Genomic DNA, 26,207 nt, shown 5'->3' on the forward strand with positions numbered 1-26,207 from the left:
TATGCCTTAAATTGTAGAAATTTAAGGCATATTTTTTCATAATCAAATAGTGAAAGAAAATGCAAAAATCATATAAGTCTCTTATCAATCTATTGGTCGTAACTAGTGCTTTAAGCCTGTTCGGCTGTGGGGTTAAAACGGGTTGCTCTGGTGAACGTACTCAATGCTTCGGCGTATCGAATAGTCTATTTAAAAATAAGGCGACTCAACCGAATTTAAGTCCAGATTTTAACTACATTAGACTCACAATGAATGGGCAGGTAGCTTGGCTGGCTCAAGGGGCAACGGATCAATGGCCAAGTGTCCATACAAAGGTTTATTACAGTGCTGACCGCTCTGTTTTTAAATGGTCAAATGGTCGATTAATATCGGTCACTACGCCAGAGTATAGCTGGCGTGAACGTACGATTACACCTTTAAACTGGTCGTCATCAAAACCGATCCAGTTTATCCGAGAAGTTGATACGGTTGATGGTATGACTGCTGTACAAGAGCGACGCGAGTTGAGAAGTAGTGCCATTCCTGATCATGACAGTTATGTCGGAGATAAATCTACGCTACAGTGGGTACATGAATATAGTGTATCAAAATCAGCGGCCATGGATGATAAGCCTTCCTATGATAGTTGGTATGCCTTTGAATCAAATAATATGAACGAGCCTGTGTATGGACAACACTGTATTTCCAAAAATTATTGTCTATCTTGGCAAGTATGGAAAGCATCATGAAGCTAAAAGAACTTACTCCCCCAACATTAAGTTATAAAAAGTTAGTGCTTGCGTTAGCGACCTGTATCAGCTTGCCCAGTTATGCCAATACAGAACAGCCTCAAGATATTCACCAATTTGAAACTCATCAATTTGGAAATGATAAGGTTGTAGACTCTTATATACAAACCCCTAGTCATTCCAAAGCGTTAACTCCTCCTGAAGGACAGCGAATGGGGGAGTGGTTAATCCAAGAGCTTGAACAAAATCCTCAACAATACTATGAACCTGCTCTGATATGGGAGTCAAAGTCAGAAGTTGCTCCGCAACAACAACAGCAAAACATATTAGGCCAGAAAATTGAACAATTCGCAATCAACAGCGACCCCAGTAGTCAAGCAGATTTACTGTCTTTAAAGCAGTGGATTGAGTCGTTATCTGCGACAGGACGTGTTGTTCTTCCTAAGCAAGATCCTCGTTATCTGCAAGTCAACCCAAGCGTCGAACCTGTTTTTGAAGCAGGGGATTCAGTACGTGTACAGACCCGTCCTAATACTATCACTGTCTTATTTGATGATACTCAAGCCTGCAACGTTAGCTTTGAATCTGGAGTGAGTGCAAAAAGCTATATTGATGAGTGCCACTCTCATTTGAACAAAAATGTACAAGCTGATGATGCCTATCTAATATCACCTGATGGCACAGTGCAGTATATTACGCTTGCGAAATGGAACGCCCAACATCAAATGGCACCGAACTCTGGGTCTTGGTTATGGGTGCCAAGTGCTAAAAATGGCTGGTCAGATGAGCTGGCTGAGGAAGTTGCTCAGTTTATTGCCACTCAAGGGTTAGACTTATCATTACCTAATGGACAAGACCGTGCGGTTATTAATCTCAATCTCAATCTTAATCTTAATAATAATCTTAATAATAAGCAACCTGAAACGGGCAGGGATCTGCGTGTTAGCTCTAGCGATTGGGGCGTAGTAGGTCTATTACAGACGCCTACTGCTCGTATGCATGACAAAGGTACTCTAGTGACACATGTGTCTCATGTCGATCCATATACGCAATACAATATCTTATTACAGCCGTTTGATCGGTTAGAGACTACCGTCCGCTATACCAATATTGATGGGGTCTCTTATGGACCTGTTAGCCCAACCCAAGACCTTAAAGATAAGTCTCTAGACGTTAAACTTAAGCTATTAAAGGAAGATCGCTGGATTCCAGAGGTAGCTGTTGGTTGGCGAGATCCAGCAGGTACCAGTATATTTGGTGGTGAATACGTTGTTGCTAATAAACGCTATGGCGACTTTGACTTTAGCTTAGGTATGGGCTGGGGCTATTTGGGCGCTCGGGGCAATATCGACAATCCGCTGGGCGTCATTGATGATCGCTTTGATGAGCGCGTTGCTGATAAAAAAGGATTAGGCGGTGAATTAAGTCCAAAATCATGGTTTACTGGACCGGCTTCCTTCTTTGGTGGGGTGCAATGGCATACCCCTTATGATCCACTCACAGTGAAGATTGAATATGATGGTAATGACTATAAATCTGAACGACTGTTTGGTGAAAACTATGAATCCAAGGACTTTCCTATTAATGTAGGTCTGACTTGGCAAGACATCGATAGAGGCTATGCGCTTAGCGCTGGATATGAGCGCGGTGACACGATGATGTTCGGACTGTCTTTAGCAGGTGATTTGACTAAACTGGGGCAAATTAAACCTAAAGCTCAACAGGTCCAACATATTGATAAGGTTCCCTTTACTCAATACTCTGGACTTAAATATCGGGTTAACTTAGGGATTGAAGATGAGTCATTGTCGCAGAATGCGCCATTATTAAATGCATTCTCTCAAGCTACAGGCTGGAAGGCTACAGATTTAACGATAGATAAAGGTAATGTTCTTATCAATGTAGAAGACTATAACGGCGTATTTATCAAAGAACGACTGCAACAAGGCATGGAGATATTAAGTCAAGTTCTCACGTCTGATATAAAAATGGTTCAAATTCAAGTGTCGAGATATGGTGAGCCAGTTGGTGTGTTTAACATCGACCCACAAACATGGGAACAGCAATATAAACAATTGTTACCACCCTCAAAACGCATTGAACAACCGTTAACCATAACGTCGGCTGCGCCAAGCTACAATACTCCAAGCGCTCAAGTTGTGGCGCACTCTAATACACCAAAGGGGTCTATAAGGTTCTCACCAAGCATTCAACAAAGCATTGGTGGTCCTGATGGGTATCTATTTGGTGTTTTTGCCAATGCCAATGCGGATTATAAATTATGGCAAGGCTCTTGGGTCGATGCGAATGCCCAAATACGTGTGGTGGATAATTATGATCACTATAGCTACACGGCGCACAGCAAACTGCCCCGTGTCCGTACTAATTTCGGTGATTATATGACCACGTCCCGAATTCTGATGCCAAACTTGCAGTGGAATCAGTTTAAGTCATTTGGTAACAACTGGTATGGCTTGGCCTACGCAGGTTACTTAGAATCGATGTTTGCTGGTGTCGGTGCAGAAGTTTTATACCGTCGTCCTGATCAACCTTGGGCGGTTGGTATTGACTTAAACCGCGTCCGTCAGCGTGACTTTGATCAGCATTTTGGTCTGCAAGATTATGAAGTAACCACAGGGAATGTCAGCTTATACTGGGACACCCCTTGGTATGATGTCGATATGAAGTTGTCAGCGGGTCAGTATTTAGCGGGTGATAAAGGGGCTACTTTGGATCTGTCTCGTCAATTTGATAACGGCGTGAAGATGGGGGGCTGGATTACTAAGACAGATGTCAGCTCTGAGGAGTTCGGAGAAGGCAGTCTCGATAAAGGTATTTACGTCTCCATTCCGTTTGATACGCTATTTAGACAGTGGTCGCCTGGTACTGCGTCACTGGTGTATCAACCTCTCATTCGTGATGGTGGTGCGAAGCTGCAACGTAGAAATCAGTTGATTAATCTGACAGCGCCGCTTGATAAATCCGCTTTGGATATTGAGAATCCTCGAGCACAGTAAGTGATAGTGTAATATGTTTAATGTAAAATCTATTTAGGTATTGGTTCCGAGGTTTTAGTTATTAATAGGAATGACTATTGTCATATAATATGAAAGTTTGCTAGATAAGCTGAGCTTTATTATTAAGGCTCAGATTTTAGGTTAAGCTAAGGCACTTTGGTAGACTTGTTTAAGTTGATTAAATTGATCTACCTGTTCTATATTAGCGAGTGTGGTTAGACTCATTGACTCCATAAAGGAGGTTTTAGACACGCCTTTGATTGGGACTTTGAGGGTTAACGGTTTACCAAGTTTAAACAAATAGTATCGCTCTTGACTATGCCTACTATTCCCAGCTTGTAAAACCGTAATCTGATATCTGGGGACCACGGAAACTTCTAAAATTGGCCATAATTTATCAATTTGTTTACCATCTTTTGTTTGATCTAAGTTTGTAGCTAACGCCAGATAACGCAGTTCATTTATTACATGTCGTTGATATTTTCGTAAAAATATACGCTCTGGCATATGATACCAATTCGCTGTGCCATCTTTAAATTTATTAAAATAAGACTTGTTGCGCCCTGTTTCATCACCTAAAGCTATAGTAAAAGTTAGGTCTGGATAAAGTATTTGCTGCATACCATTATAAGGAATACGAGCGGGCTCCTGTATGTAGAGGCGTTCAGCTATTTGATTGGGACTATACTCAGTCTGTCTAACAAATGGACCAATTTGATTTATTAAAAATTGGCATAGCCAGTAACTGCCTGAGTGGAAGTTATTAGAGTTGAATAAAGGGTAGTTGTCATCATTAATATCATATCTTGGAGTATTGGGTAGCAAAGCAAAGGCTCCAATACCTACTTCCTCAATCTCTTTTTGATAGGGGTTGTCATGATTAACTTGGTCAAAATATCCAGGATATAACGCAAAAGCACCAATAACTGGACGGCTTTTAAAAAAACTATCCTCATTAGTTAGTGACGTGTTTTTATCTTTGGAAATACGAATTAACGCATCTCGGTAGCGATGCATTTGATTTATAGCATCTTCTGGAACGTAGTCAGTGCGTTCAATATCAGGCTCAATATCGTAGCTATTACTAGTAGTCTTTATTCGGTATTTAGCATCGAAAACCCATAAGAAGCGCTTATCTTTTTTATCTTCATTGTTTGGAAAGGTGACCTCTAATACAATGTCTGGCTTTTGAGTAGTTAGATAAGAGCGTATTTCAGTACCCGTTTTACCGAAAATAGGCTCGTGAGCCAACCTCGCATTTACGCCATCTGCACGTTTGAACTCTATTGCACCAACAAAACCATCCTTGAGCTGATATTCAAAAAATTTATTCAGTTCAAGGTCAGGTTTATTTGTGGATACTTGCTCGAAACCTAAGTCTTCTATCAAAATTTTTCTGAGCGTTAAAAAGCACCATATCTCATAAATCTCCGCAACCGACTTCATGGAAATGCTAGATTGATTATCAAATAGGTTGAGGTACAACTTCAACTCTTGCCATATTCGATATACTAAGCTGTAACCCACTTTTTGTTGCAGTACTAAAGATTCATGACTCAATCCACCAAATGAACTTACTTCTTGCATAAAGCTTTGATTTAATGTCTTTTTCAGAGGCTCTTGCCAACTATGAAACTCATTTAAGAAGGCATCTGATAGTCGTTGATGGTCTGGTGCTGCATTGTTTAGTCTAAGCTTTTTCTCAAAATTAGACAGTCTTTTTAATGTGGTAGTTACTGCCATTTTTATAAACTGGTTCTCCGGTATATCTACGCTGAGTTTCTTTTTAGTAGTGGGATAGCGCCTACTAGATAAGCCGTTTTTAAAATCTTCATTAATTTTGCTAGCCAAGCAATGAGATAATTTCCCTTTAAGTCGATCAGCTTTATTATAAATAGTATGTGATTGAAGTCTACTATGCGGTGCTTGTGTAATGATTTTTAGTCCATGTTCAAACTGCTGACGTAATTGAGAAAAGTTAGCTAGCCAAAATAAAGGGAAGAAGTTGCGCTGTTGTCCATTAGAGGCATTTTGTTCAGTAGGGCTAGTCAGACTAAAACGCCATAAAGGAAAAACATCATCAATGTCTTGGTACATGAAAGGTAAATCAACATGTAAGCTCATTTTGGTAGGTAGAACTTCAAAAGCTAGTTTACTTTCATATTGCCTTTCAACTATTGAATACTGTAAAGGTAGACGCATCCAACCCAAATGGTTTGACGTGTTTATCATTCCCGTTAAACGTGCAGGTATAGTTCCTTTAGAGGGTGCAAATCTAAAGCTTTCGTTTATTAAGTGACGGCGGTGAGCTAAAGAGGCATGACTGTAATCATGAATAACTGGTAAATTAACAGTTTTATCATTGTTAGCTATGAATATCCATTCAAAATGATATTGTAAGTTTTCGAAAAAAATAGGGTGACTAAGGTTAATCTTGGTTTCAAGTTCACTATGAGTGATCTCAGTTTCTAAATCTAATGTCTTGCCCATAAAAACTACTTTATAAATATTTAAAGCGGGAGATAGGCGGATTGATGTAGGGGGTGTATTAGAACCCTGAAATGATTTACGCTTAGCTAAAGTAGCCTGATAGGTAGACTGACGTTTAGTAATATCATTGCACCAAACAGACAACTCAAAGTGCGGTGTTTGGATATATAGCAATTCAGACATAACGTTGCATTCCCTTATGAGTAGAATTCAAATAGGGCTAAGGCCAAAAGCTTGTGAAGCCTGAGCGCTGCAGACGCAACTGCATCCAATCAAGCTTAACTTTACTACGACAACTGATAAATATAGTATTACCATCTGTATTGCTACGGTATAGGTCTGGGCGAGTCTCTTTAGGGTTATGCTGTTCGCCCCAAATCAAATACAGGTTTTGGGACAGAGCTTTTGATAGTTCATTAAGAATAGTTTTATTGAGGGTAGTATGGTTAATATCTAAGACCTCATCTGGGTTATTAGTTTCAATAAATATCAACTTATCGTGATCCCCATCAATACGAGGTAATACCTTACACATTAAGAAGTCATCCCAAATGGCCTGTAATTCAGTTTCATCGTTCGGCTTGGCGCAAATAACAGATAATAGAAGCTCGTTGAGGGCACGAAAGGCTAGTTCAAAAGGAGTGTTATCTAAAATAGCATTAATAGAGTTTAAGAAAGTAATGCTCTTTTGCCCATCACTATCTATAGCTGGTAGATATGTTGGCTCAGCCTGTGAATGAAGTGGATAACTCAGGGGGTTATGATTGACTACTGGAGCAAAAAAATGAGTAAAATCATTAGGAAAAAAATTACCAAAGTCGAAGCTTAATGCCCTATCAATTACTTTGCGTGAGAAGCCATGTGTTGTCTCATCCATATTAACAGTACCAGCCACGATGAGATTGAATGGGATGCTCATACCAAAATTACAAAAATAGTTCCAAGCTTGATCGTACTGGCTGCCATCTAAATTCAACTCTTTACGAAGCTGTGATTTGTCAGCGACTTGATTAAAAACAGACGGTTTTAAAATAGCATCACAGCTATAGGAGAACTGATCTGCATCCTGCCATTGCCAAGAGCGCGTTTCTAAAATAGATAAATAATCAGCAAAATATTGCTCTACTGGCGCTAGGTTCATTTCATCAAGGCATAGCCAATAAGGGGGAATTTTTTCTAAGTCGGATTTTTTACCCGATACTTTTAATCGACTATTGTTATCCACTTTTATTTCAAGATTGACATCAATAATTGTACGCCACGCTTTAGCTATAAACTGTAATACATCAGTTGTGATGTATTGTGCTTTACCGCTCAAACGCGATATATATCCTAGTAGATCGCTAGGTTCGTGCCAATCTGGGCGGACTGAAGTTAAGCAGTAAGTTTCACCAAGATCTCCAGTAGCCTTAGCTTGTTCTCGAACAAAACGAGTTTTACCGGTGCCTGATATGCCTGCTAACAGTATAAAGGGTTTGGATAATGGGGTGGGGGTTATATAACTTGAATAATTAGTGATAAGGTTATAACAACCATCTTTAGTTGAAATTCTATAATCATTATATAGAGAGTGGAATATCTCAATGAAGTTAAGCATATCTAGCCTAGATCTACGACCACTAGTCCACTCAGTCGATAAGTAATAGAATAGAGAATCAAAATTAGTTTTTAAAGGATCATCAATGTATCTCGGTTTACCTCCGCTCTCAAGTTCCTCAGAAGGTAATAGAGATTTTGATACTTTGAACATAGAAGTAAGTCTATAACCAGCATGTTCTAAATTGCAATTTTTAGGCTCGTTTAAATCACTATACCCTCTTACAATACAATCAAAAAGCGGCTGTTCTATACCATTTTGAATTAAGAAATTAATTGTATCAAAAACAAATTTACTGATTATATTTCCTGAAACTAGTTTTTTCCTGTCATCTGATAAGCTCATTGATGGAGTAAAGATTGCAGTAAATGTATCTTTTAGCAGCTTGTTTTCTGAGAACTGCTTAGCGATTTCTGCAATTGCACTTTGAGTCTCTGCTAACAGGTTACCAGCTTGTAATAAAGGCGATACATAATAATCATTCCGATCTATGGATTTGCCACCTCCCCAACTTGGATAATTTGTAATAAACTCCAAAAAATAATCATACTCCGCATCATCAAGATGATTAGCAGTGAAATATTCTTGAATTCGCTTCTCGTTTTCTTGTGTTAGATTTTCTTTCAAAGACATAGCCATCTTATTAAGATCTTCACCAGCAAAAATGTCTTTAAAAATTTTCTTATGGCTAGATAGTCCATCTAAGTAAGTTGATAGCTCTACTGCAATATAAAACCAATAATTAGATAGGAAAATAGCTTTCCCAGAACTTGTAATTATTTTTGCAGAAAAATCTGACCATTCAATGTTAGCGTATCCATTAGCATTATTTTCACTAATATATTTTTCATATTCTGTTTTAAAGGAGTCAGTAAGTCTTACATCATCAAATGGCATACTTGCAATAGCTTGTTTTATCTCATTGAATTTTTCATTTAGATTAATAAGTTTCATTTAAGGAGCGCCTCTATTTTTTCTGCTAAAGCTTGTACAACATTTACAGTCACGCTATTCCCGAATTGCTTATAGGCCTGTGTATTCGAACCACTAAATTTAAACTCTTCTGGAAACCCTTGTAACCGTGCAGCTTCCCTTGGGCTTAGTTTTCTAGGGTTTTTACCTTCTTGATAGATAAGAATTTCACTACCATCCTTATAATAACGGGCTGAAATAGTATTGGTATATGGAGAATCAGCCGAAACTAAACCATAACCAAAACCTTTTCCATTTTTTTTATTTTGAATCTTTCTCCGTTGGTGACCGGCCCATAGTCTATCCGATATAGTCAACTTTGGATCAGGGTTTGTTTCTAAAATATCACCTACTCTGGTATTGATAGATAAACTCGTAGGGTATTCAAATTTATCTATTAATCCATCTTGCCAAAGAACTATATAAATCCGTTGTCTATTTTGAGGAACTCCAAAATCAATTGTTCTAAGAACCATTTCCTTAGCATGTTTTTGAATTTCCTTAGTAGTACCATTTTCAATAATATCTCTAGGTATGTTACAACTATAACCAATTTGAGTTAGCGTATTAAGAATAACTTTTAAAGTATGTCCTTTATCATGACTAATTAAACCCTTCACATTCTCTAGTACTGCAAATTTAGGTTTTTTAGCTTCAATTATACTTGCAATATTATGAAATAGTGTGCCTCTAGTATCGTCGATACCAAGTTTTAAACCGGCATGGGAAAATGGTTGACAGGGAAAACCAGCAAGTAGTACGTCGTGTTTAGGTATGTTCTTTGGATCTATTAATGTAATATCGCCAAATGGAAGCTCGCCATGATTTTCTTTATATGTTGCTTGAGCGTGCCTGTCAAATTCTGAGGAAAATACACAAATACCACCTTTATTTTGAAATCCAAGTCTAAGACCTCCAATACCTGCGAATAAGTCAATAAATTTAAAGCTGCTATTCTTAGTTGGCTTTAATGATAATCCTTGGAAGATTGATTCAAATAGTGTTTTTTCATCAATATAGATGTCTTTTTCAATTAAAGTGCTTAAAACATTTTTTTTTAAATCAGAAGGATTAGATATCTGTAAATTACAATAGAGTTCACTGTCTGTAGCAATGGCAAGCAACCACTGATCTATAACAGCATTGATAGTAGTTCCCTCGGGAGTGTGAGTTTCTGCTAAAGGTTTGAGTAATTCTTGAGCTTGTTGTAGGAGTTTTATCTTATCTGACATCTTTACCTACTGTTCTAAATTTCATAATAAATCCTTATAAGCTATAATTGATATATAATTGAGTTAAGAGTGATTTAAAATAAATTATTAATTATAGTGTACCTTATATATTTTGTTTGGTTAACTTTAAATAAACTATATGAAGACAATAAAAAAGCCCCTTAATAGGGGCTTAATTATTTTAAATGGTACCGGTGGTCGGACTTGAACCGACACGCTTTTAAAGGCAACGGATTTTGAATCCGTCGTGTCTACCAATTCCACCACACCGGCATGTAGGGTAGCAACATTTAATATGTGCTTGATAGGAGGCGTATTATATCAATTTATCAAATGTGGTCAAGTGTTTTATTAATCACATACGCCCCATAATAGATTTATTAACCGACAAACGCACGCTCAACCACGTAATCCGCGGGCACGCCCATTCGTGGAGAAACAGTCAAACCATAGCCGTCAAGGATTTCAGAAATATCGGCGTTGAAGGGCATGCTGCCACAAATCATTACCCGATCATCTTCTTTATTAATAGGCGGTAATCCAATGTCTTCATAGAGCTTACCAGACTTCATAAGATCTGTGATACGACCTGTATTACGGAAGTCTTCGCGGGTCACGGTTGGGTAGTAGATAAACTTTTCACGATACCATTCACCAAAGAGCTCATCATTTGGCAAGGTCTCTTCAAACATCTCACGGTAAGCTAGATCTTCGACACGGCGAACCCCATGACATAGAATGATTTTATCGAAGTTCTCATAAACTTCAGGGTCACGAGACAGGGATAAAAAAGGCGCTAGACCAGTACCTGTTGCTAACATATATAAATTTTTGCCCGGTAGTAAGTCATCAATGACCAAAGTGCCCGTCGGTTTTTTACTAATAATCAGCTCATCACCCACTTTGATATGCTGTAAGTGTGAGGTCAAAGGCCCATTTTGCACTTTGATTGAGAAAAACTCTAAATGGTCTTCATAGTTTGGACTGGCAATCGAATACGCACGCATCAATGGCTTGCCATCTACCATAATGCCAATCATGGCGAACTCACCATTACGGAAGCGTAAACCTGCATCACGAGTGGTTTTGATGGTAAATAAAGAATCATTCCAGTGGTGTACATAGGTCACTGTTTCGGTGTGGAATTTTGACATACAAGCCTCAGTAAAATGGATATCAGAAATGTCGATTATCGATTTAAAATGGTGATTTATTTAAACAAAACTGTGTTAAATAGAGGAGAACCAGATTTTTTGATACTCTTAAACGGTCATTTGATGTTAAACGATTATTTGTTACTGTAAAACGAATGCTTAACGATTAAAATATGAATCGGGCAAACCAGTCAGTAGGGTATTGACCAAATACGAATTACCATTTCAATATGAATCATTACGCCTGACAGAGTGACAAATACTTTATCAAATGAACTAATGAAATGAACTAATTAAATGATAAAAGTTCTCACTATGCTAATCGGCATATAATAACAAATTTTTCACTATCATAACGTCAATCTCGGCAAAAATTGAAAAAAGCATCATAATAAAATGGAATAACAGATGTTAAAATCAATATAAGCCGCTTATTCACTGCTAATAGCGTGCTGAATAGCTTACAATATTAAATTCATCACACAAGCCTAGCAAACGATTTATGCCTAACGCTGAAAACAACCTGTCTATTCCTATCATTGGATATCACCGTTCACCGCTATCGCAAAAGTTCGGTATACCACGCCAGCCGAATTTAGTGGCTTATAGTAGTTATATAGAGCTGTTAAACCCTTATGACACACCTGAAGCCTTTGAAGGCATTGAGCAGTTTAGCCATCTTTGGATCACGTGGCAGGCACACCACAATTATTTGAAGTCGAAGAATGAGGTTCAGTCCTTTAAACCCAAAGTAAGACCTCCTAGACTGGGGGGTAATTTTAAACTAGGTGTCTTTGCTACACGCAGTACCTACCGTCCTTCGCAGCTAGGCTTATCAGTGGTGAGGTTGATACGGGTAGACGTGGTAGAGGGTAGAGTGCAGCTGCACATTGCTGGAGCAGATATGGTAGATGGCACACCGATTATCGATATTAAGCCGTACATTTCTTATAGTGATGCCATTACAGGAGCGGTGAGTGGGTATGCGTCACAAAAGCCTGTGTTAATGCCGGTGTCGATTAGTGAGTCAGCAAAGGTTCAGTTTGACAGTTTGATGGATATTAAAAGCGAGACTCATCGGACCGAGTGTGACAGATATGACGAGAGTAACGACACGGAGTTTGATAGCCAATCAGCTTCCCTATCGTTTAAAGCCCCGCTAATTAAAGAAGATAGGGATATAATATGTCAATTAATCTCTCAAGATCCGCGTCCAGCTTATCGTCAAAGCGATAGCAACCGGGTGTACTATATGCGTTATAAACAGTATGATGTGGGCTTTCAATCATTACAACAAACTAAGGGTGAAAGAGGTTTGCAGATTGTGTCCATCCATAAAATTTAAACTATAAAGCTATTAAACTAGGGTGTCATACATCCAGCGGCTTGATTTTAAGTAACTGATACCGATATTAAAAATAAATCTATTGTTAACAGACAGTCATTACCATCCATTTTAAATTTAGAAGAGTATTTATGTATACAGATAGCCACTGCCACCTTAACCGTCTAGATTTAAGCAACCACGATGGCAAGCTTGACGGTGTTATTCATGCCATGAAAGAAGCCAATGTGAGTCGCGCCATGGCGATTATGTGCGACTTTGCAGAGTATGATGAGATATATGGGATTATTAGCAAATATGGCGATGATGATCTTAATCTTGGTATGAGCGTGGGTATTCACCCTTGTGAAGATCTACAGGTTCTAAAGTCTGCTAGCACAGAGCGCTTAGTTGATATGGCTTCTGCTGACCATGTCTGGGCGATTGGTGAGACAGGTCTAGACTATTATTGGAGTGATGAGAATAAGCAGGAGCAAAAGGCGAGTTTAGCGCGTCATATCCATGCCAGCCAAACGTTAAAAAAGCCATTAATCATTCATACTCGAGAAGCCAAACAGGACACCATTGATATTTTAAAAGCTGAAAAGGCAGACCATGGCATCATTCACTGCTTTACCGAAGACTGGGATACGGCTAAAAAAGCGCTTGATTTAGGGTTTTATATTTCATTTTCGGGAATAGTCAGCTTTAAAAACGCACAAAGTCTGCGTGATGTTGCCTTAAAGGTGCCTAAAGATAGACTGCTTATCGAAACGGACAGTCCTTATCTAGCCCCTGTTCCCAAACGAGGTAAATCTAACGAACCGGCATATGTGACTTACGTGGCTTGCTGCTTGGGTGATTTATTTGGGATAAGCTCAGAGGAAGTGGGTCAACTCACTGCAAAAAATTTCGAGGAACTACTGGCACATTGTTAATAAAATGGGTATCCTATTCAGGTTATGACCAATCAGTCATAACGCTTATTGTTGTAGGGTGACTTTCAATGTGCTCTAAACAGCATTTTCTTTGATATAACAACGACAAGGTTAGGAGTTTGCATGAGCAGGCAGCAGCAATTCAAGAACCGCGAAGAGAACATTTTAGCCACAGCTGAGCAGCTCTTACTTGAAGCAGGAAGTGGTGATATCACTTTAGACAGTCTGGCCGATCAACTCGATCTGGCTAAAGGCACCTTATATAAGCATTTCTCAAGTAAAGATGAATTATATCTGCGTATCATTATTCGTTACGAAGAGCAGTTGTTCGAAATCAATAGAATTGATGACTGTGTGTCAGCTGGCGTATCGCGTATGATACTCCAGCAATTGATGAATCCGCAAAAAGCATTATTATTTAACCAAATTGAGGAGCGTTTGGCTGCGTCTGCTCAAGGTCTTAATAGAATGTTTGGTGAGCTATATGAGATCAGACGGGCACGTATGAAACGGTTGATTGACATTAGCAGTCAGTATTTGCAAAGTCAAAATAGTGGTCTAAGCACCCGTGATTATCTATCGACTATCTGGTCGATAGGTCAAGGGGGAGCAAGCTTACTAAATTCTAGCTTCTATCAACGCTATTTGGGACGTCGAGATACATTGCGTATTGCATTGGTTCAGCAGATGTTGGATTTACCTAAACAGTATCCGAGTCAAAATGTTGATGACGACGATATGGTAGAATTGGTTAATCAAATTGATTCAGAAAGTGAAGCCCATCAGCAATCGCAAAGCTCGTAACATGTTGCCTTTGAGATAATCGACTACTATAGTAAAACGTATTGATAAATTCGCTAAAGCTATATTTGCTAAAGCTATAAGGTGCAGTCTTTTATAGAGATTATGAAGATTCTTCCCACATTTTATTACTTTTCAGGCCTGCTATATCTTATTCACATAAATCTTAAAATTAGCATCAATAAAAAAACTGCCCTTTCAGTGAATATGAAAGGGCAGTTTTTTTAGTCATCCATTAACAGCGTTTGTTCATTTGAACGCCAGTTCTCAGCCCCGTAAAACAACATTTGAGCTTGACGGGTACACTGTCTAAGCATGTGCTCTTTTTTAGCTTTTAGATTGTCATTATCCACGTCTTCATCATGTGTCTGGCTATAAGTCAGGTCCAACCAATCAATAATCCAGGTTAAAAATAAATTAAGACCGGCCTCTGCCAGTAATCGTCTGTCTTCGGCATTAATATGATTAAAGGCTGGTTGTAATCCTAAATCCTCACCCATAATTTGCGCAAAGAGTTTGATTTGGGCGTCGATGGCGTTACGTACCGACTCTGAACCACCAAAGCGTTCACTCACTAAAAACTGCCAATAGCGAGGATGCTCATCAACGGATGCAAAAAACAACTGAATACTTTTGGCAATCTGCCGATCATAGCTACGGGTGCGCCCCATTTGTAGACCACTTCGTAGCGTAGATAGCGCTTGTCCAAGCTCTTCTTCGACCAAGCTGCGACCCAAGTTTTCCATATCATCAAAATGTCGATAAAAGGCAGTGGGTACGACACCAACTTCGCGGGTAACTTGCCGCAAGCTGATGGAACCAAAAGACTGTCCTAACATACACAGATCAAGAACCGCATTGAAAAAGGCTTGACGCGTTTGTAATTTCTTCTGCTCGCGGCTGTTTAAATTGGGGGTGTTTGTCATGGTCATGTTAGCGTATCTCAGTGGTAATGAAGGTTGGGGCAGGCGTCAGCAAACGCCTTAATTTTTTTAGACTAACGCAAAGTTGGGTTGGGTGGCAACTGGTATTATTCGATTGCGCTGAATGAAAAGTAGTTCTATAGGTGCAATGCATAATACCCAGTCACATTAGATTCAATAAAAAAGAACGTATAAGCAAACTTTTTAGTTGAAAAAGTATTAGATTACCATACCTTATCACCAATACCATTTAAATCTTGCGCCAAGCGATAGGCCTCATGGTCGTTCATACCCGTTATATAATCCAAGATATTTAAGGCATTATCATAGACATCGAGGCCCAGTTGACGATTAAGAGTATGCAAATGTAGATTTAGTAATTGGATAAGGTGCTTTTGTTCAAAATGTGGTGGGTGCTGAGTAAGCGGTAATAACGCCAAGGGCATAAACGCATCAAGCAGTGTTTGTAAGCAGCGATTGGCCATCAGCTCCATACGTACCTTACTTGGATGGGCGAAAATTTGAGAAGAGGCTAGGCTTTTTGCTTTGGCAATACCCTCACTGACACTACGCTCACAGTGGTCAAATAGACTGCCTTGCATTTCGCCGGCAAGCATCTCATCGGCATGGATGACAAATGCCTGCGTCACCTTATCGACCAGTCGCATCATCGCGCGACCCCTTAGCGCAGCAAGCTTTTGCACAATAGGGGCATTATTGGTTACTTCAGGTGGTGCCCCGCGAGAGCCCATCAATCCGAGCATCAAGGGCTCAACTTCTCGGTAGTCAATCATATTAAGAAGGATGCCATCTTCAAGATCAATAAGCGCATAGCAAATGTCATCGGCAGCTTCCAACAGATAGGCCAATGGATGACGGGCATAGCCATCATGCTCCGCTGCATAAGGCAGTCGTAATTGACTTGCAAGCTTATCTAATAGATTTCCATCATTAAAGAAGCAGCCGTATTTATGTATACTTAGTCCATTGATAGGTGTATTCGCTTGAGTACAAGGAGTGGTTGAATTGGTTTTTTTAGAATCAGTAGGATGCTTAGAAGGCGGAGTGTCATTGTAGTGCTGATCAAAGTTTGGTTGTGCAGATAGTTGCGCTGACTGGGATTGGTTTGAACTTAGCGTGAGATCCTCTTTGACCACATTACTGTGCTTGGCAAGCCAAGGATATTTCATAAAGGCACCCAATGTGGCGCAGGTAAGACGCATCCCGCCTCGATCAGGGTGATGCTCATTACGGGTTAATAGTCTAAAGCCTTGAGCATTTCCTTCATAGCCCTGCAAGTCTAAACGCTGCGCTGGTGTCATGTGACTCAGAAAGCCTTGCTGACTAGGCTGATTAAACCAGTCACGAATGGCGTATTCACCGGCATGACCAAACGGTGGGTTGCCAATATCATGAGCCAGACAAGCGGCCTGTACGATTACGCCAATATCACCAACACTGATGCCACGTGGTAGACCATTTGACAGGCTATCTTGTAGCTTCTCTGCTGCCATCATTCCTAAGGATCGGCCTATACAAGAGACTTCAAGCGAGTGGGTGAGTCTAGTGTGAATGCCCATTTGATTGGTTAAGGGATGTACTTGTGTCTTTTGGTTTAATTGCCGAAACGACTGGGAAAAAATAAGCCTATCGTAGTCTTTATGAAAAGGAGTGCGGGATTTTTCTTGGGCGCGGTCTTTTTTTATACTGCCTAAGCGGCGATCCGTCAGTAAATAAGACCAATGCTTGCTGGGGGTTAATTTTTTTAAATCAGTATTGTTTAAATGGCGGTTTAAGTTAAGGTTTTGCTGAGTCATAGGACACCAATTGACCAAATCAAAAAAGAAATGCAGTTGCCAATAAGCATAACAGAAAAATTTCGATTTGACCTAGGGCGTATTGTCATTAATGAGCTTATGTCCTAATTTTACTTATGTACTCATTTAATGATACGCCCTGTTTAGTGTTTAGTGTTTAGTGTTTAGTGTTTAGTGTTTGGGTCGGTTAACTAATGATAGGTGAATTGGTCAGCCTACGCGACTGTAGCTGGTTGACACTGATAAAGCGGTTTTTTATGTTCAACACGCTTTGTTTCTTGAACGGCATCAGACTTTGTATGATCAACAGAAATTTCATATAAAGTAGCGTTATTATCGTTTACTTGCCAGAGTAGACCATGATGCTCGTCAAGACCTACATTGCCGATATAGACGTCACCTGAATGGATGTCATCTGGCAATGAGTTGGTTTTGGTTAAATCATATTCTATGCCATCGATTAGCAAGTGTGCCGTTTTAGGCTGAATATCGTCATGATAATAGACACTTAAACTTGTGTCTGGTGTACAGTTGAACGTGGTGTAAATTTTGTCATGATCATGATCATGATCATGCTCGTCTGCATGAGCGACATTGTCATGACCTTCATCGTCATGATGGTCACTATGGTCTGCATGATCTTCGTGATGCACACCATTTTCTTCGCTATGTTCTTCGTTATGTTGAGGAGTCTCTTCTGCCTTTTCGACAGTTTCAATAGAGTCATTGGGTTGACAGCCTGTTAGGACAGTAGCGGTAGACAAACAGATCAGCGTGAATAATGTCGTGCTTTTGGGTAGAGTCACAATGGTTTCCTTTAATGGGACTAGTTTAAATAAAAGGGTTAGGTCTTACGTCATAATTTATAGCAAAGCAAGTTAGAGGTATAAGACAGGGGTCAATTTAAATTTAAACGCTGCATAAACCTCAGGCTTTAGCATCGTTAGAGAAATAAAAAATAGACGCTTAATAAGTTATGTTATACTATAACAATAAAGTAATAAAATAAAGCCGATAGTGTATATCGGCTTTGATTAAATTGACTTTGTTAAAACGACATTTATTTTAAAATTAGACTTAAACAAAATTAAGTACTAATTCCTGAATACAAACCTAAAATTTAGTGTTCTATTAAACGGTCAGTGCTAACGTCAGCTCTAAACATTAAATCTAAAATGCATGACATCACCGTCTTGCACGATATAGGTTTTACCCTCTAATCGGGCTTTACCCGCGGCAGCCGCCCCTTTTTCACCGTTATACTCAATAAAGTCTTCATAAGCGATGACTTCTGCACGAATAAATCCACGCTCAAAGTCAGTATGAATGACGCCAGCAGCCTCTGGTGCAGTCGCACCGACTTTGACAGTCCATGCACGTACTTCTTTAACCCCAGCGGTGAAATAAGTCTGCATATCAAGCATTTTATAGCCTAAGCGAATAACTTGATCCAGACCTGCTTCTTCCATATCCATGGCTTCTAAGAAATCAGCTTTGTCAGCGTCCTCTAACTGTGAAATTTCAGCTTCAATCTGATTACACAGTGGCAAGACAATGGCATCTTCTTTAGCAGCATATTCACGAACAGCATCTAAATAAGGGTTATTCTCGAACCCATCTTCACTGACGTTGGCGATATACATGGTTGGCTTAAGGGTGATAAGACCATAGCTTTTTATAAGCTTTTTCTCATCCTCGTCAAGGTTGGCAGCACGAGCCGCTTTACCTTCTACCACGAAAGGTTCAATCTTTTTAAACACGTCTAAGGTAGCTTGTGCGTCTTTATCGTTACCCTTAGCTTTTTTAGTTAAATTGGTAATGGCACGCTCTACCGCTTCTAAGTCAGCAAGAGCAAGCTCAGTATTAATGGTTTCTATATCATCAATGGGACTCACGCGACCATCAACGTGAATGACGTTATCATCATCGAAGCAACGGACCACATGAGCAATCGCATCAGTTTCACGGATATTTGCTAAAAACTGATTGCCCATGCCTTCACCTTGTGAGGCACCTGCCACTAGACCTGCTATGTCAACGAATTCCATCGTCGTTGGCAATACTCGCTCAGGATTGACGATGGCGGCAAGTTTCTGCAGACGAGGATCTGGAACGGGTACGATACCGACGTTAGGATCTTTAGTACAAAAGGGGAAGTTTTCAGCTGCGATACCTGCTTTGGTCAAGGCGTTGAATAAAGTCGATTTTCCGACATTTGGTAAGCCCACGATGCCACAATTAAAGCCCATGATATGTCTCTCTTAATTTTTCATAAATGGTATAAAACATAAATGGTAAAAACCAGTAATATATTAAAAACGTTGATTTTAAGATAAATAGGGATAGATATAATCGGTTATATATCGTTACTAATCATTTTAAATAGCGCGTATTGTAGCAAAAATTAGATAGAGTGGGGGTCGTATTATCCTGAGTACTGATAATGACGGTCAATTATTTTGTAATTACTTTACAATAGCTTTGACCATTAAGTCCTAGTTTATACTGGTTGCTTCAGCAGTATTCTTCGTGTCGACTTTAGTTAGAGTAACCTTTTTTAAGTCATTGTCTTTAATCAGTCCTACCATGACCCCCATATTCTTCTCATCTTTATGTTCGGTATCAGGGGAATATAACGCCGAGGCAATACCCCCATCTAAAAATAAGGCGTTGGGGCAGTGTAGATCTTTTTCAAAAAAACGGGCAAATTGATAAAAGTTAACGGGATTATGACTGGTGACAAATTTAATGTTGCCATCATCGCACACACCAACCCCATTACGTATCTTGACAGAAGTGCTCTCTGGGTTAAACTTAGGATGAATGTTGCCATCGATGACCAGCATGGGTCCAGATTGAGTAGCATACCAAGGCTTAGCGTCGCCGCTTTTTAGAAGCTCTGCCAACTTATGACTTTCAGTAATGTTAATGTGATTGTTTTTATCCCACCACAGTACCCCATTTGGCATTAGATGGAAGTTGCCTGCGCCATCATTAAGGTTTAATGACAATATTTGCGTGCCCTGTATGACGGTATAGCCGATAGGGGCAAATTCGTTGTTATACATGCCAGCATTGGCAGCAAACTTAAGCGTACTCGATGGGGGTAGGTCGTCTATTAAGGCATCAAAATTATAAAGCGGCAGGCGAGAGGTTTTTTGATCCAAAGACCCTTCCTTGTTTTGCCATTGTCCAGACTTCCAGAATAAATGAAGGGATAATGCGCTGTTTGGATCTGACAAGCTGTCTTGAGCGACCTCACACAGGGTATAAGCAAAAGGGGATACACCTGCCTGACAGAAGTTAGCGTCTGTATCTTTGGAGTCGGTAGCCTTTACCTTATCTATCAGACCACTAAGCTCATCCTCATTACAGCCACTGAGTATCAACATAGCACCTATTGCTAAACAGCTTAGGGGCAAACAAGGGTTAAATATTCCTAGGTTTTGAAGTGCTTTAATCATATATTGCTCAATAAGTTATTCTCAGAACCTGTGTTCATGTATTCGAACATATCTTAGCGTTAGCCTAAGAATAGCATTAGTTTATGAATACGAGTGCTGATAGCTTTTGCAAAAAACCGGCTTCTCTAAAAATAGCTTACTTTAGAAGCAGTCTAATTCTAGCGCATCATGTCACTTTTATAATTTGTCATAAATCAGACCCTAAGACATTACTTCATTGTTCTGAGCCAGTCTGTGCAAATCTCGTGAATCAGAGTTATAAGCCACAAAAGCCTCATTATCCGCTTTGAAGCTATCCGGATCAGCCATTACCCACATCTGATTATAAATATCTGAACGAGCACTCATGTCGAGTAATGCCCCTTCATCAATAAAGTAAAAACAGCGTGATAATAATTTGATAGAGCCATCATTCATACGTCGTGCAATATGATAGGGATGCAAGTCGTAAGGATGTGACAGACCCACTGCACCCACAAAGTTGGCCAAAGACTTAAGGGTATTTTTATGGAAACTTGCGACGCGATGAGATTTACTGGGCACATCCAACGCCTTTTCACGGAATGGATCTTGAGTCGCTACTCCAGTAGGACACGTATTGGTGTGACAAGAGCGAGATTGAATACAGCCTACTGCAAACATAAACCCACGAGCTGAGTTACACCAATCAGCGCCTAGCGCGAGCATTTTGGCAATATCAAAGGCAGAGACTATTTTACCACTGACGCCAATTTTTATCTTGTCGCGGATACCGGCACCGACTAACGTATTGTGAACCAATAAAAAGCCATCTATGAGTGGCATACCCACACTATCCATAAACTCTACAGGCGCAGCGCCTGTTCCGCCTTCAGCACCATCCACTACAATAAAGTCTGGATAGTTATCCTCCTCAATCATGGCTTTAACGATGGCCATAAACTGCCAGGGCTGACCGATACACAGCTTAAAACCGACGGGCTTACCACCAGATAGGTCGCGCAGCTCCTGCCAAAAGTGAACCAACTCCCTTGGGGTTGAAAAGGCCGAATGGGTAGCGGGAGAAACACAGTCTTCTCCCATTGGTATGCGCCGAGTTTCGGCAATTTCTTCAGTGATTTTTTCTGCAGGCAAGACGCCACCTTTACCAGGCTTTGCACCTTGAGATATTTTAATCTCGATCATTTTGACTTGGTCTTCTTTGGCGTGTGTCTCAAACAACTCAGCGTTGAAATTGCCTTGTGCATCTCGGCAGCCAAAATAGCCCGTACCGATCTCCCAAATTAAGTCGCCACCATATTTACGATGATAGGGACTAATTGAACCCTCCCCAGTATCGTGTGCAAATCCGCCTAGTTTCGCCCCGTGATTTAGTGCCATAATGGCATTACCTGACAAGCTACCAAAGCTCATGGCAGATATATTGAACACTGACATCGAGTAAGGGTGTTTGCAGTGGTCATTACCTACGACGATTCGAAAGTCTTCAACATTCAGCGGATGACTATTTTGAGATTGTAAAAACCACTCTTTGTCTTTTGAATATAGATCATCCAGTGTGCCAAAGGCGTTGGTATCACTAACGTTTTTAGCACGTTGATATACCAAAGCGCGCTGCTGACGTGAAAAAGGAACTTCTTCTTTATCATCTTCAAGAAAATATTGACGAATTTCAGGTCGATAGCTCTCTAAAAAATAACGAATATGACCGGTAATAGGATAATTGTAGAGTACCGCATGCTTAGATTGTAGTAAATCATAAATACCCACTAACACCAACAACGCCGCCACTATCGCCAGCCACCAGACCGATAGCACTATCGCTACTATAGTCACAATAGCGACCACAATCAGTAGACCATATCTTTTAACCATACCCACTTGGTATTGGCGCTCATTGGCCTCCATGCTATTTGCTATTAGAGTATTGGCTTTGTTTCTATTAGCTTTAAGGGCATCCGCTTTATTTTTTGCATTAGACTGTTGTGGATGAGGCGGTGTGCTTGGCTTTTGAGAATGTGGCATGCTATTTCCTTTATCTATGATCTATCGTGCTAAAATATCTTGATATACTATGTTTAAAATCAGGCTATAAACCATTAAAAAAGTATCATAATGTTAATATAATACTATTGAGCTTTATTTTGACTATCATTTAGGCGCTGAATCGCTATAATAAGTGCAGTTTGAAGGCGAGCTCTATTCTAATGATTGACGTCTTAGGATATAACCCGAACCCTTTAAAACTTATAATAATTGTTTATTACTTTATAAATTCTTTTATTTATTACTTTTTTTACTTAAGGAACTTAACATGGCTATCGAACGTACATTATCTATTATCAAACCTGACGCAGTTGGTGGCAATCATATTGGCGCTATCTACAGCCGTTTTGAAGACGCAGGCCTAAAAATCGTTGGCGCTAAAATGCTTCACCTTGATAATGAAAAGGCAGGTGGCTTCTATGCTGAGCACAAAGAGCGTCCTTTTTATAATGATCTCGTCTCTTTTATGACCTCTGGGCCAGTTGTGGTATCCGTATTAGAGGGTGACAATGCGATTGCTAAGCACCGTGAAATCATGGGCGCTACCAACCCAGCCGATGCCGCTGAAGGTACTATCCGTAAAGACTTCGCGTCTAGCATCGATGAAAATGCGGTACATGGCTCTGATTCTGCTGAGTCGGCTAAGCGTGAAATTGCTTATTTCTTCAATGACGATGAAGTTTTAAACCGTACGCGTTAATCTAAACATTTGCCTTATTATTAAGTGCAATTATTAAGTGCATTTTACATGAAGTGTATATTTTAGATATAAATTTACGTTCTTATTTATACATGCGCTCATTCTTTAAAGCGGCTAGGCAGATGCTTAGCCGTTTTTCATTGTAAATTCACAAGCTTGATATTTCTACACTTGGTAATATATGACAACATAGGCTTAAGAAATTTAAGTTATAATATGATGTTTAATGGTATAAGAGACTTCACGCTCAGTACTTTCTCAGTACTATGATGATTGAGGCGTATGGGTCATTATCCATTGACATCCGTAAAATACATACAAAACTTTCAAACCCTATAACTCATACTAAATTCACAAACCCTATTAGGTTAGTTAATAAATCATGACCAAAATCCCTATGCAATCCGCTGATGGCCCGCTCACTTCCTTTGATCCGAAGCTCTCAGCTCCTGCCAAAACTAATATTCTCGGTATGAGCCAAGATCAATTAGGGGATTATTTCAAACAAATTGGTGAAAAGCCTTTTCGAGCCACGCAAGTGATGAAGTGGATCTATCAGCATGGTGTGACCGACTTTGAAAAAATGACCAACTTATCCAAAGGTCTCCGCGAAAAGCTTAGCGAGCAAGCCTGCGTTGTGCCGCCTGAAGTCGTGCATAAAGAATATAGTGATGATGGTACACGTAAATGGGTGTTTAAAGTGGCTGGAGGGTCGCTTGTCGAGACCGTATTGATTCCTGCCGATGATAGTAAGGTCAATGGACGTAAGACGTTGTGTATTTCTTCTCAAGTGGGCTGTGCGCTGGATTGTAGCTTTTGTAGTACCGGAAAGCAGGGGTTTGAGCGTGATTTAACAGCTGCTGAAATTATTGGTCAACTTTGGGTGGCAAATGCCTCTTATATGGAAGATGTGGATAGTCAAGAGTGGCAAAATAATGTGACGAATGTGGTAATGATGGGGATGGGTGAGCCACTGCTAAATTACAAACCCGTGGTGTCCTCAATGAGTCTTATGTTATCCGACCATGCTTATGGGTTGTCTAAGCGACGTGTTACTTTGTCCACCTCAGGCGTCGTACCAAAGATGTATGACTTATATAATGATATTGATGTGGCATTAGCCATATCGTTACATGCGCCCAATGATGAGCTACGCAATGAGCTAGTGCCCATTAATAAAAAATACCCGTTAAGCGAGTTGATAGCAGCTGCAAAAGCGTATGTTCATGATAATAATCCGCGACATAAAAAGCACGTTACTATTGAATATGTGATGCTTGCTGGGGTGAATGATAGTGATGAGCATGCGTATCAGTTGGTCGATTTATTAGAAGGGTTACCCAGTAAAATAAACTTAATCCCTTTCAATCCCTTCCCCCATGCGCCATACGAGCGTTCGAGTAATAATCGTATCCATGCTTTTAGCAATATTCTAAATAATGCTGGATTTGTCTGTACCATTCGCCAAACGCGTGGAGATGATATAGATGCTGCTTGTGGTCAGTTAGTTGGTCAAGTAGCGGATAGAACACGGCGCTCTGCTAAGTGGCAACAAAGCATTAAAGATCGTGAAATACAGCCCACAGAAGGCTCACTTTAAATAGTCAGTTTACTAGCAGCTATTATTAAGTATTGATGTTTACTTTAAGTATTGACGCATAAAGTAATCAGCTTTCATCGAAAAAATATTTATTAGTTTAAATTAAAAGTACCACGTTTTATGTCAGCTAATTTCAATCTAGCGCATGACATAGATTAAATGACGGCACTATTTGCCAGAGTCCTGCAATATGGTTTAAGATAGAGGGCTTACCTATTTATAGTGCAGATTATAGTGCAGAAATTAATGTAGACCATTACAAAAAAGGCAGAGTGGTGCTATATTACCTTTATAAGTCATATTAAATTAGAAGAACTTAAGTAAATATAATAGAATAACTGAACATTTAAATAAAAAGTCGCGTTATAAACTACGATAGCTATGAATAAAGTTAAATGCTAAATACAGGCTAATAACGTTAATTTTATCTGACTGTGAAAATAAAGATTCGTATTTAAGATTCGTTAATCAAAATTAAGGGTAAGGATGGCAGTGACCCCTCATAAGCTTTTAAATCAAAAAGCTTTAAATAGTCAGCTGATTCATAAAGCGAATGGTGTAAATTCGCCATCATTTGTAGGGGTGAGCCATGAGAGGCATGATCTGACAGTGAGTCTGACTACTCACTTGTCTGTCACTGCTGGTTTCTTGATAACGGGTTCATTATTAATCTGCATTCTGATGATGGGCTGTCAATCTAGTCATGAGACGGGATATTCTTACCGTAATATGGATAGCCTAAGCTATCAGCAGCTATCAGCTAACCCGCGCACTATAGAAGTTGCTAGGATTAGGACTCAAATGGCAGCTCAGTACCTGCTTAATAATCAGCTAGATGACGCCAAACAGCAATTAGAAAAAGCCTTTTTGGCGCATAAAAGCTATGCGCCGGCCTATGATATGATGGGCCTACTGTTGCAGAGAGAAGGCAGTGAGCTTAATATAGATAAGGCTGAAGCTTATTTTCTAAAAGCGATTCAGATTGAACCTGCGTTTATGCAAGCGCATAATAATTATGGCGTTTATTTATCGAATTTAGGTCGCTATGAATCGGCTATCGACCATTTTCAAATCGCTGGTTCTACGCTTGGATATTCAGGACGGATTAAAGCGTTAGAAAATTTAGGTGTCACAGCATTAAAGAATAATGATCAACAGCTTGCAAGCCAAGCTTTTGTAAGAGTGCTTGAAAGTGACCGTCATAATTTATTGGCGCATATTGAGTTGGTTGATTTACTGATTAATAGTGACAAAGTTGCTCAAGCGCGAAATTTATATCATGAATTGATGCTGATTGTTGGCGATAATGTGAACAACTATCCACGTATTGTCGCTCAAGGCACTAGATTAGATAGTTTATGATAAGTTTTAGTGGTGTTTTTACTAAGGCTTTTTCATGCTGCTAAGCTCATAATGAATAAAAAA

18 protein-coding genes and 1 tRNA gene are annotated in these 26,207 nt (G+C 39.7%); 8 read left to right on the forward strand and 11 right to left on the reverse strand.

The features are described from left to right. Positions 1–59: 59 nt before the first annotated feature. Both AC21OG_RS07600 and AC21OG_RS07605 read left to right on the forward strand, forming a co-directional pair. Positions 60–728: a hypothetical protein gene (locus tag AC21OG_RS07600; RefSeq protein ID WP_487378145.1), complete on the forward strand. Its 669-nt coding sequence runs from the start codon at positions 60–62 to the stop codon at positions 726–728. Then, on the forward strand, positions 725–3,745 hold the full coding sequence (locus AC21OG_RS07605) for a YjbH domain-containing protein (protein WP_487378146.1): 3,021 nt from the start codon (positions 725–727) through the stop codon (positions 3,743–3,745). Before AC21OG_RS07600 ends, AC21OG_RS07605 begins: the two co-directional genes overlap by 4 nt. Positions 3,746–3,886: 141 nt before the next feature. Here AC21OG_RS07605 and AC21OG_RS07610 read toward each other — a convergent pair whose 3' ends face one another. The 5 genes from AC21OG_RS07610 to AC21OG_RS07630 all read right to left on the reverse strand — a co-directional run bounded on the left by AC21OG_RS07610 (position 3,887) and on the right by AC21OG_RS07630 (position 11,190). Beyond that, positions 3,887–6,418, reverse strand: coding sequence for a DUF2357 domain-containing protein (locus AC21OG_RS07610; RefSeq protein WP_487378147.1), 2,532 nt, complete (start codon positions 6,416–6,418; stop codon positions 3,887–3,889). A 37-nt stretch (positions 6,419–6,455) separates the two neighbouring features. Further along, a complete protein-coding gene (locus AC21OG_RS07615; protein ID WP_487378148.1) occupies positions 6,456–8,786 on the reverse strand; it encodes an McrB family protein in 2,331 nt (776 codons plus the stop codon). Then, positions 8,783–10,036 carry a DNA cytosine methyltransferase gene (locus AC21OG_RS07620; RefSeq protein WP_487378149.1) on the reverse strand — a complete coding sequence of 418 codons (1,254 nt, stop codon included), beginning with the start codon at positions 10,034–10,036 and terminating at the stop codon, positions 8,783–8,785. Before AC21OG_RS07620 ends, AC21OG_RS07615 begins: the two co-directional genes overlap by 4 nt. Before the next feature lie 186 nt (positions 10,037–10,222). Next, positions 10,223–10,309: transfer RNA gene (locus AC21OG_RS07625), tRNA-Leu, on the reverse strand. Between the two features lie 107 nt (positions 10,310–10,416). Continuing rightward, positions 10,417–11,190 (reverse strand): ferredoxin--NADP reductase, encoded by a 774-nt coding sequence (locus tag AC21OG_RS07630; protein ID WP_487378150.1) that lies wholly within the window; start codon positions 11,188–11,190, stop codon positions 10,417–10,419. A 502-nt stretch (positions 11,191–11,692) separates the two neighbouring features. Here AC21OG_RS07630 and tsaA point away from each other — a divergent pair. The 3 genes from tsaA (at position 11,693) to AC21OG_RS07645 (ending at position 14,256) form a co-directional block, all read left to right on the forward strand. Then, a complete protein-coding gene (gene tsaA / locus AC21OG_RS07635; RefSeq protein ID WP_487378151.1) occupies positions 11,693–12,535 on the forward strand; it encodes a tRNA (N6-threonylcarbamoyladenosine(37)-N6)-methyltransferase TrmO in 843 nt (280 codons plus the stop codon). Positions 12,536–12,666: 131 nt separating this feature from the next. Beyond that, complete coding sequence (locus AC21OG_RS07640) at positions 12,667–13,452, forward strand: TatD family hydrolase (RefSeq protein ID WP_487378152.1); 786 nt, start codon at positions 12,667–12,669, stop codon at positions 13,450–13,452. A gap of 123 nt (positions 13,453–13,575) precedes the next feature. Next, positions 13,576–14,256, forward strand: coding sequence for a TetR/AcrR family transcriptional regulator (locus AC21OG_RS07645; protein WP_487378153.1), 681 nt, complete (start codon positions 13,576–13,578; stop codon positions 14,254–14,256). A 221-nt stretch (positions 14,257–14,477) separates the two neighbouring features. On the opposite strand, the gene AC21OG_RS07650 is transcribed toward AC21OG_RS07645, so the two are convergent. The 6 genes from AC21OG_RS07650 to AC21OG_RS07675 all read right to left on the reverse strand — a co-directional run bounded on the left by AC21OG_RS07650 (position 14,478) and on the right by AC21OG_RS07675 (position 22,311). Continuing rightward, positions 14,478–15,185, reverse strand: a complete 708-nt coding sequence (locus tag AC21OG_RS07650; protein ID WP_487378154.1) for a TetR family transcriptional regulator — start codon at positions 15,183–15,185, stop codon at positions 14,478–14,480. Positions 15,186–15,400: 215 nt separating this feature from the next. Further along, complete coding sequence (locus AC21OG_RS07655; RefSeq protein ID WP_487378155.1) at positions 15,401–16,993, reverse strand: deoxyguanosinetriphosphate triphosphohydrolase family protein; 1,593 nt, start codon at positions 16,991–16,993, stop codon at positions 15,401–15,403. Between the two features lie 215 nt (positions 16,994–17,208). Continuing rightward, positions 17,209–17,799: a hypothetical protein gene (locus tag AC21OG_RS07660; protein ID WP_487378156.1), complete on the reverse strand. Its 591-nt coding sequence runs from the start codon at positions 17,797–17,799 to the stop codon at positions 17,209–17,211. Between the two features lie 351 nt (positions 17,800–18,150). Then, positions 18,151–19,242, reverse strand: a complete 1,092-nt coding sequence (gene ychF / locus AC21OG_RS07665) for a redox-regulated ATPase YchF (protein WP_487378157.1) — start codon at positions 19,240–19,242, stop codon at positions 18,151–18,153. 246 nt (positions 19,243–19,488) lie between these two features. Then, on the reverse strand, positions 19,489–20,457 hold the full coding sequence (locus AC21OG_RS07670) for a phosphodiester glycosidase family protein (protein ID WP_491185031.1): 969 nt from the start codon (positions 20,455–20,457) through the stop codon (positions 19,489–19,491). A gap of 201 nt (positions 20,458–20,658) precedes the next feature. Beyond that, a complete protein-coding gene (locus AC21OG_RS07675; protein ID WP_487378195.1) occupies positions 20,659–22,311 on the reverse strand; it encodes an FMN-binding glutamate synthase family protein in 1,653 nt (550 codons plus the stop codon). Between the two features lie 439 nt (positions 22,312–22,750). Between AC21OG_RS07675 and ndk the strand changes: the two genes are divergently transcribed. The 3 genes from ndk to AC21OG_RS07690 all read left to right on the forward strand — a co-directional run bounded on the left by ndk (position 22,751) and on the right by AC21OG_RS07690 (position 26,144). Then, positions 22,751–23,182: a nucleoside-diphosphate kinase gene (gene ndk, locus AC21OG_RS07680; protein ID WP_486546939.1), complete on the forward strand. Its 432-nt coding sequence runs from the start codon at positions 22,751–22,753 to the stop codon at positions 23,180–23,182. A 382-nt stretch (positions 23,183–23,564) separates the two neighbouring features. Continuing rightward, positions 23,565–24,782 (forward strand): dual-specificity RNA methyltransferase RlmN, encoded by a 1,218-nt coding sequence (gene rlmN, locus AC21OG_RS07685; protein ID WP_487378159.1) that lies wholly within the window; start codon positions 23,565–23,567, stop codon positions 24,780–24,782. Positions 24,783–25,268: 486 nt separating this feature from the next. Continuing rightward, positions 25,269–26,144: a tetratricopeptide repeat protein gene (locus AC21OG_RS07690; protein WP_487378160.1), complete on the forward strand. Its 876-nt coding sequence runs from the start codon at positions 25,269–25,271 to the stop codon at positions 26,142–26,144. Positions 26,145–26,207 lie beyond the last annotated feature (63 nt).

This window comes from Psychrobacter sp. CX5 (assembly GCF_057621535.2).

What these genes read in the sequence shown, in the direction of transcription:
- AC21OG_RS07600 (WP_487378145.1), top strand. Translation starts at nt 60, where the DNA reads ATGCAAAAATCATATAAGTCTCTTATCAATCTATTGGTCGTAACTAGT.
- AC21OG_RS07605 (WP_487378146.1), top strand. Translation starts at nt 725, where the DNA reads ATGAAGCTAAAAGAACTTACTCCCCCAACATTAAGTTATAAAAAGTTA.
- AC21OG_RS07610 (WP_487378147.1), bottom strand. Translation starts at nt 6,418, where the DNA reads ATGTCTGAATTGCTATATATCCAAACACCGCACTTTGAGTTGTCTGTT.
- AC21OG_RS07615 (WP_487378148.1), bottom strand. Translation starts at nt 8,786, where the DNA reads ATGAAACTTATTAATCTAAATGAAAAATTCAATGAGATAAAACAAGCT.
- AC21OG_RS07620 (WP_487378149.1), bottom strand. Translation starts at nt 10,036, where the DNA reads ATGTCAGATAAGATAAAACTCCTACAACAAGCTCAAGAATTACTCAAA.
- AC21OG_RS07630 (WP_487378150.1), bottom strand. Translation starts at nt 11,190, where the DNA reads ATGTCAAAATTCCACACCGAAACAGTGACCTATGTACACCACTGGAAT.
- tsaA (WP_487378151.1), top strand. Translation starts at nt 11,693, where the DNA reads ATGCCTAACGCTGAAAACAACCTGTCTATTCCTATCATTGGATATCAC.
- AC21OG_RS07640 (WP_487378152.1), top strand. Translation starts at nt 12,667, where the DNA reads ATGTATACAGATAGCCACTGCCACCTTAACCGTCTAGATTTAAGCAAC.
- AC21OG_RS07645 (WP_487378153.1), top strand. Translation starts at nt 13,576, where the DNA reads ATGAGCAGGCAGCAGCAATTCAAGAACCGCGAAGAGAACATTTTAGCC.
- AC21OG_RS07650 (WP_487378154.1), bottom strand. Translation starts at nt 15,185, where the DNA reads ATGACCATGACAAACACCCCCAATTTAAACAGCCGCGAGCAGAAGAAA.
- AC21OG_RS07655 (WP_487378155.1), bottom strand. Translation starts at nt 16,993, where the DNA reads ATGACTCAGCAAAACCTTAACTTAAACCGCCATTTAAACAATACTGAT.
- ychF (WP_487378157.1), bottom strand. Translation starts at nt 19,242, where the DNA reads ATGGGCTTTAATTGTGGCATCGTGGGCTTACCAAATGTCGGAAAATCG.
- AC21OG_RS07670 (WP_491185031.1), bottom strand. Translation starts at nt 20,457, where the DNA reads ATGATTAAAGCACTTCAAAACCTAGGAATATTTAACCCTTGTTTGCCC.
- AC21OG_RS07675 (WP_487378195.1), bottom strand. Translation starts at nt 22,311, where the DNA reads ATGGTTAAAAGATATGGTCTACTGATTGTGGTCGCTATTGTGACTATA.
- ndk (WP_486546939.1), top strand. Translation starts at nt 22,751, where the DNA reads ATGGCTATCGAACGTACATTATCTATTATCAAACCTGACGCAGTTGGT.
- rlmN (WP_487378159.1), top strand. Translation starts at nt 23,565, where the DNA reads ATGACCAAAATCCCTATGCAATCCGCTGATGGCCCGCTCACTTCCTTT.
- AC21OG_RS07690 (WP_487378160.1), top strand. Translation starts at nt 25,269, where the DNA reads ATGGCAGTGACCCCTCATAAGCTTTTAAATCAAAAAGCTTTAAATAGT.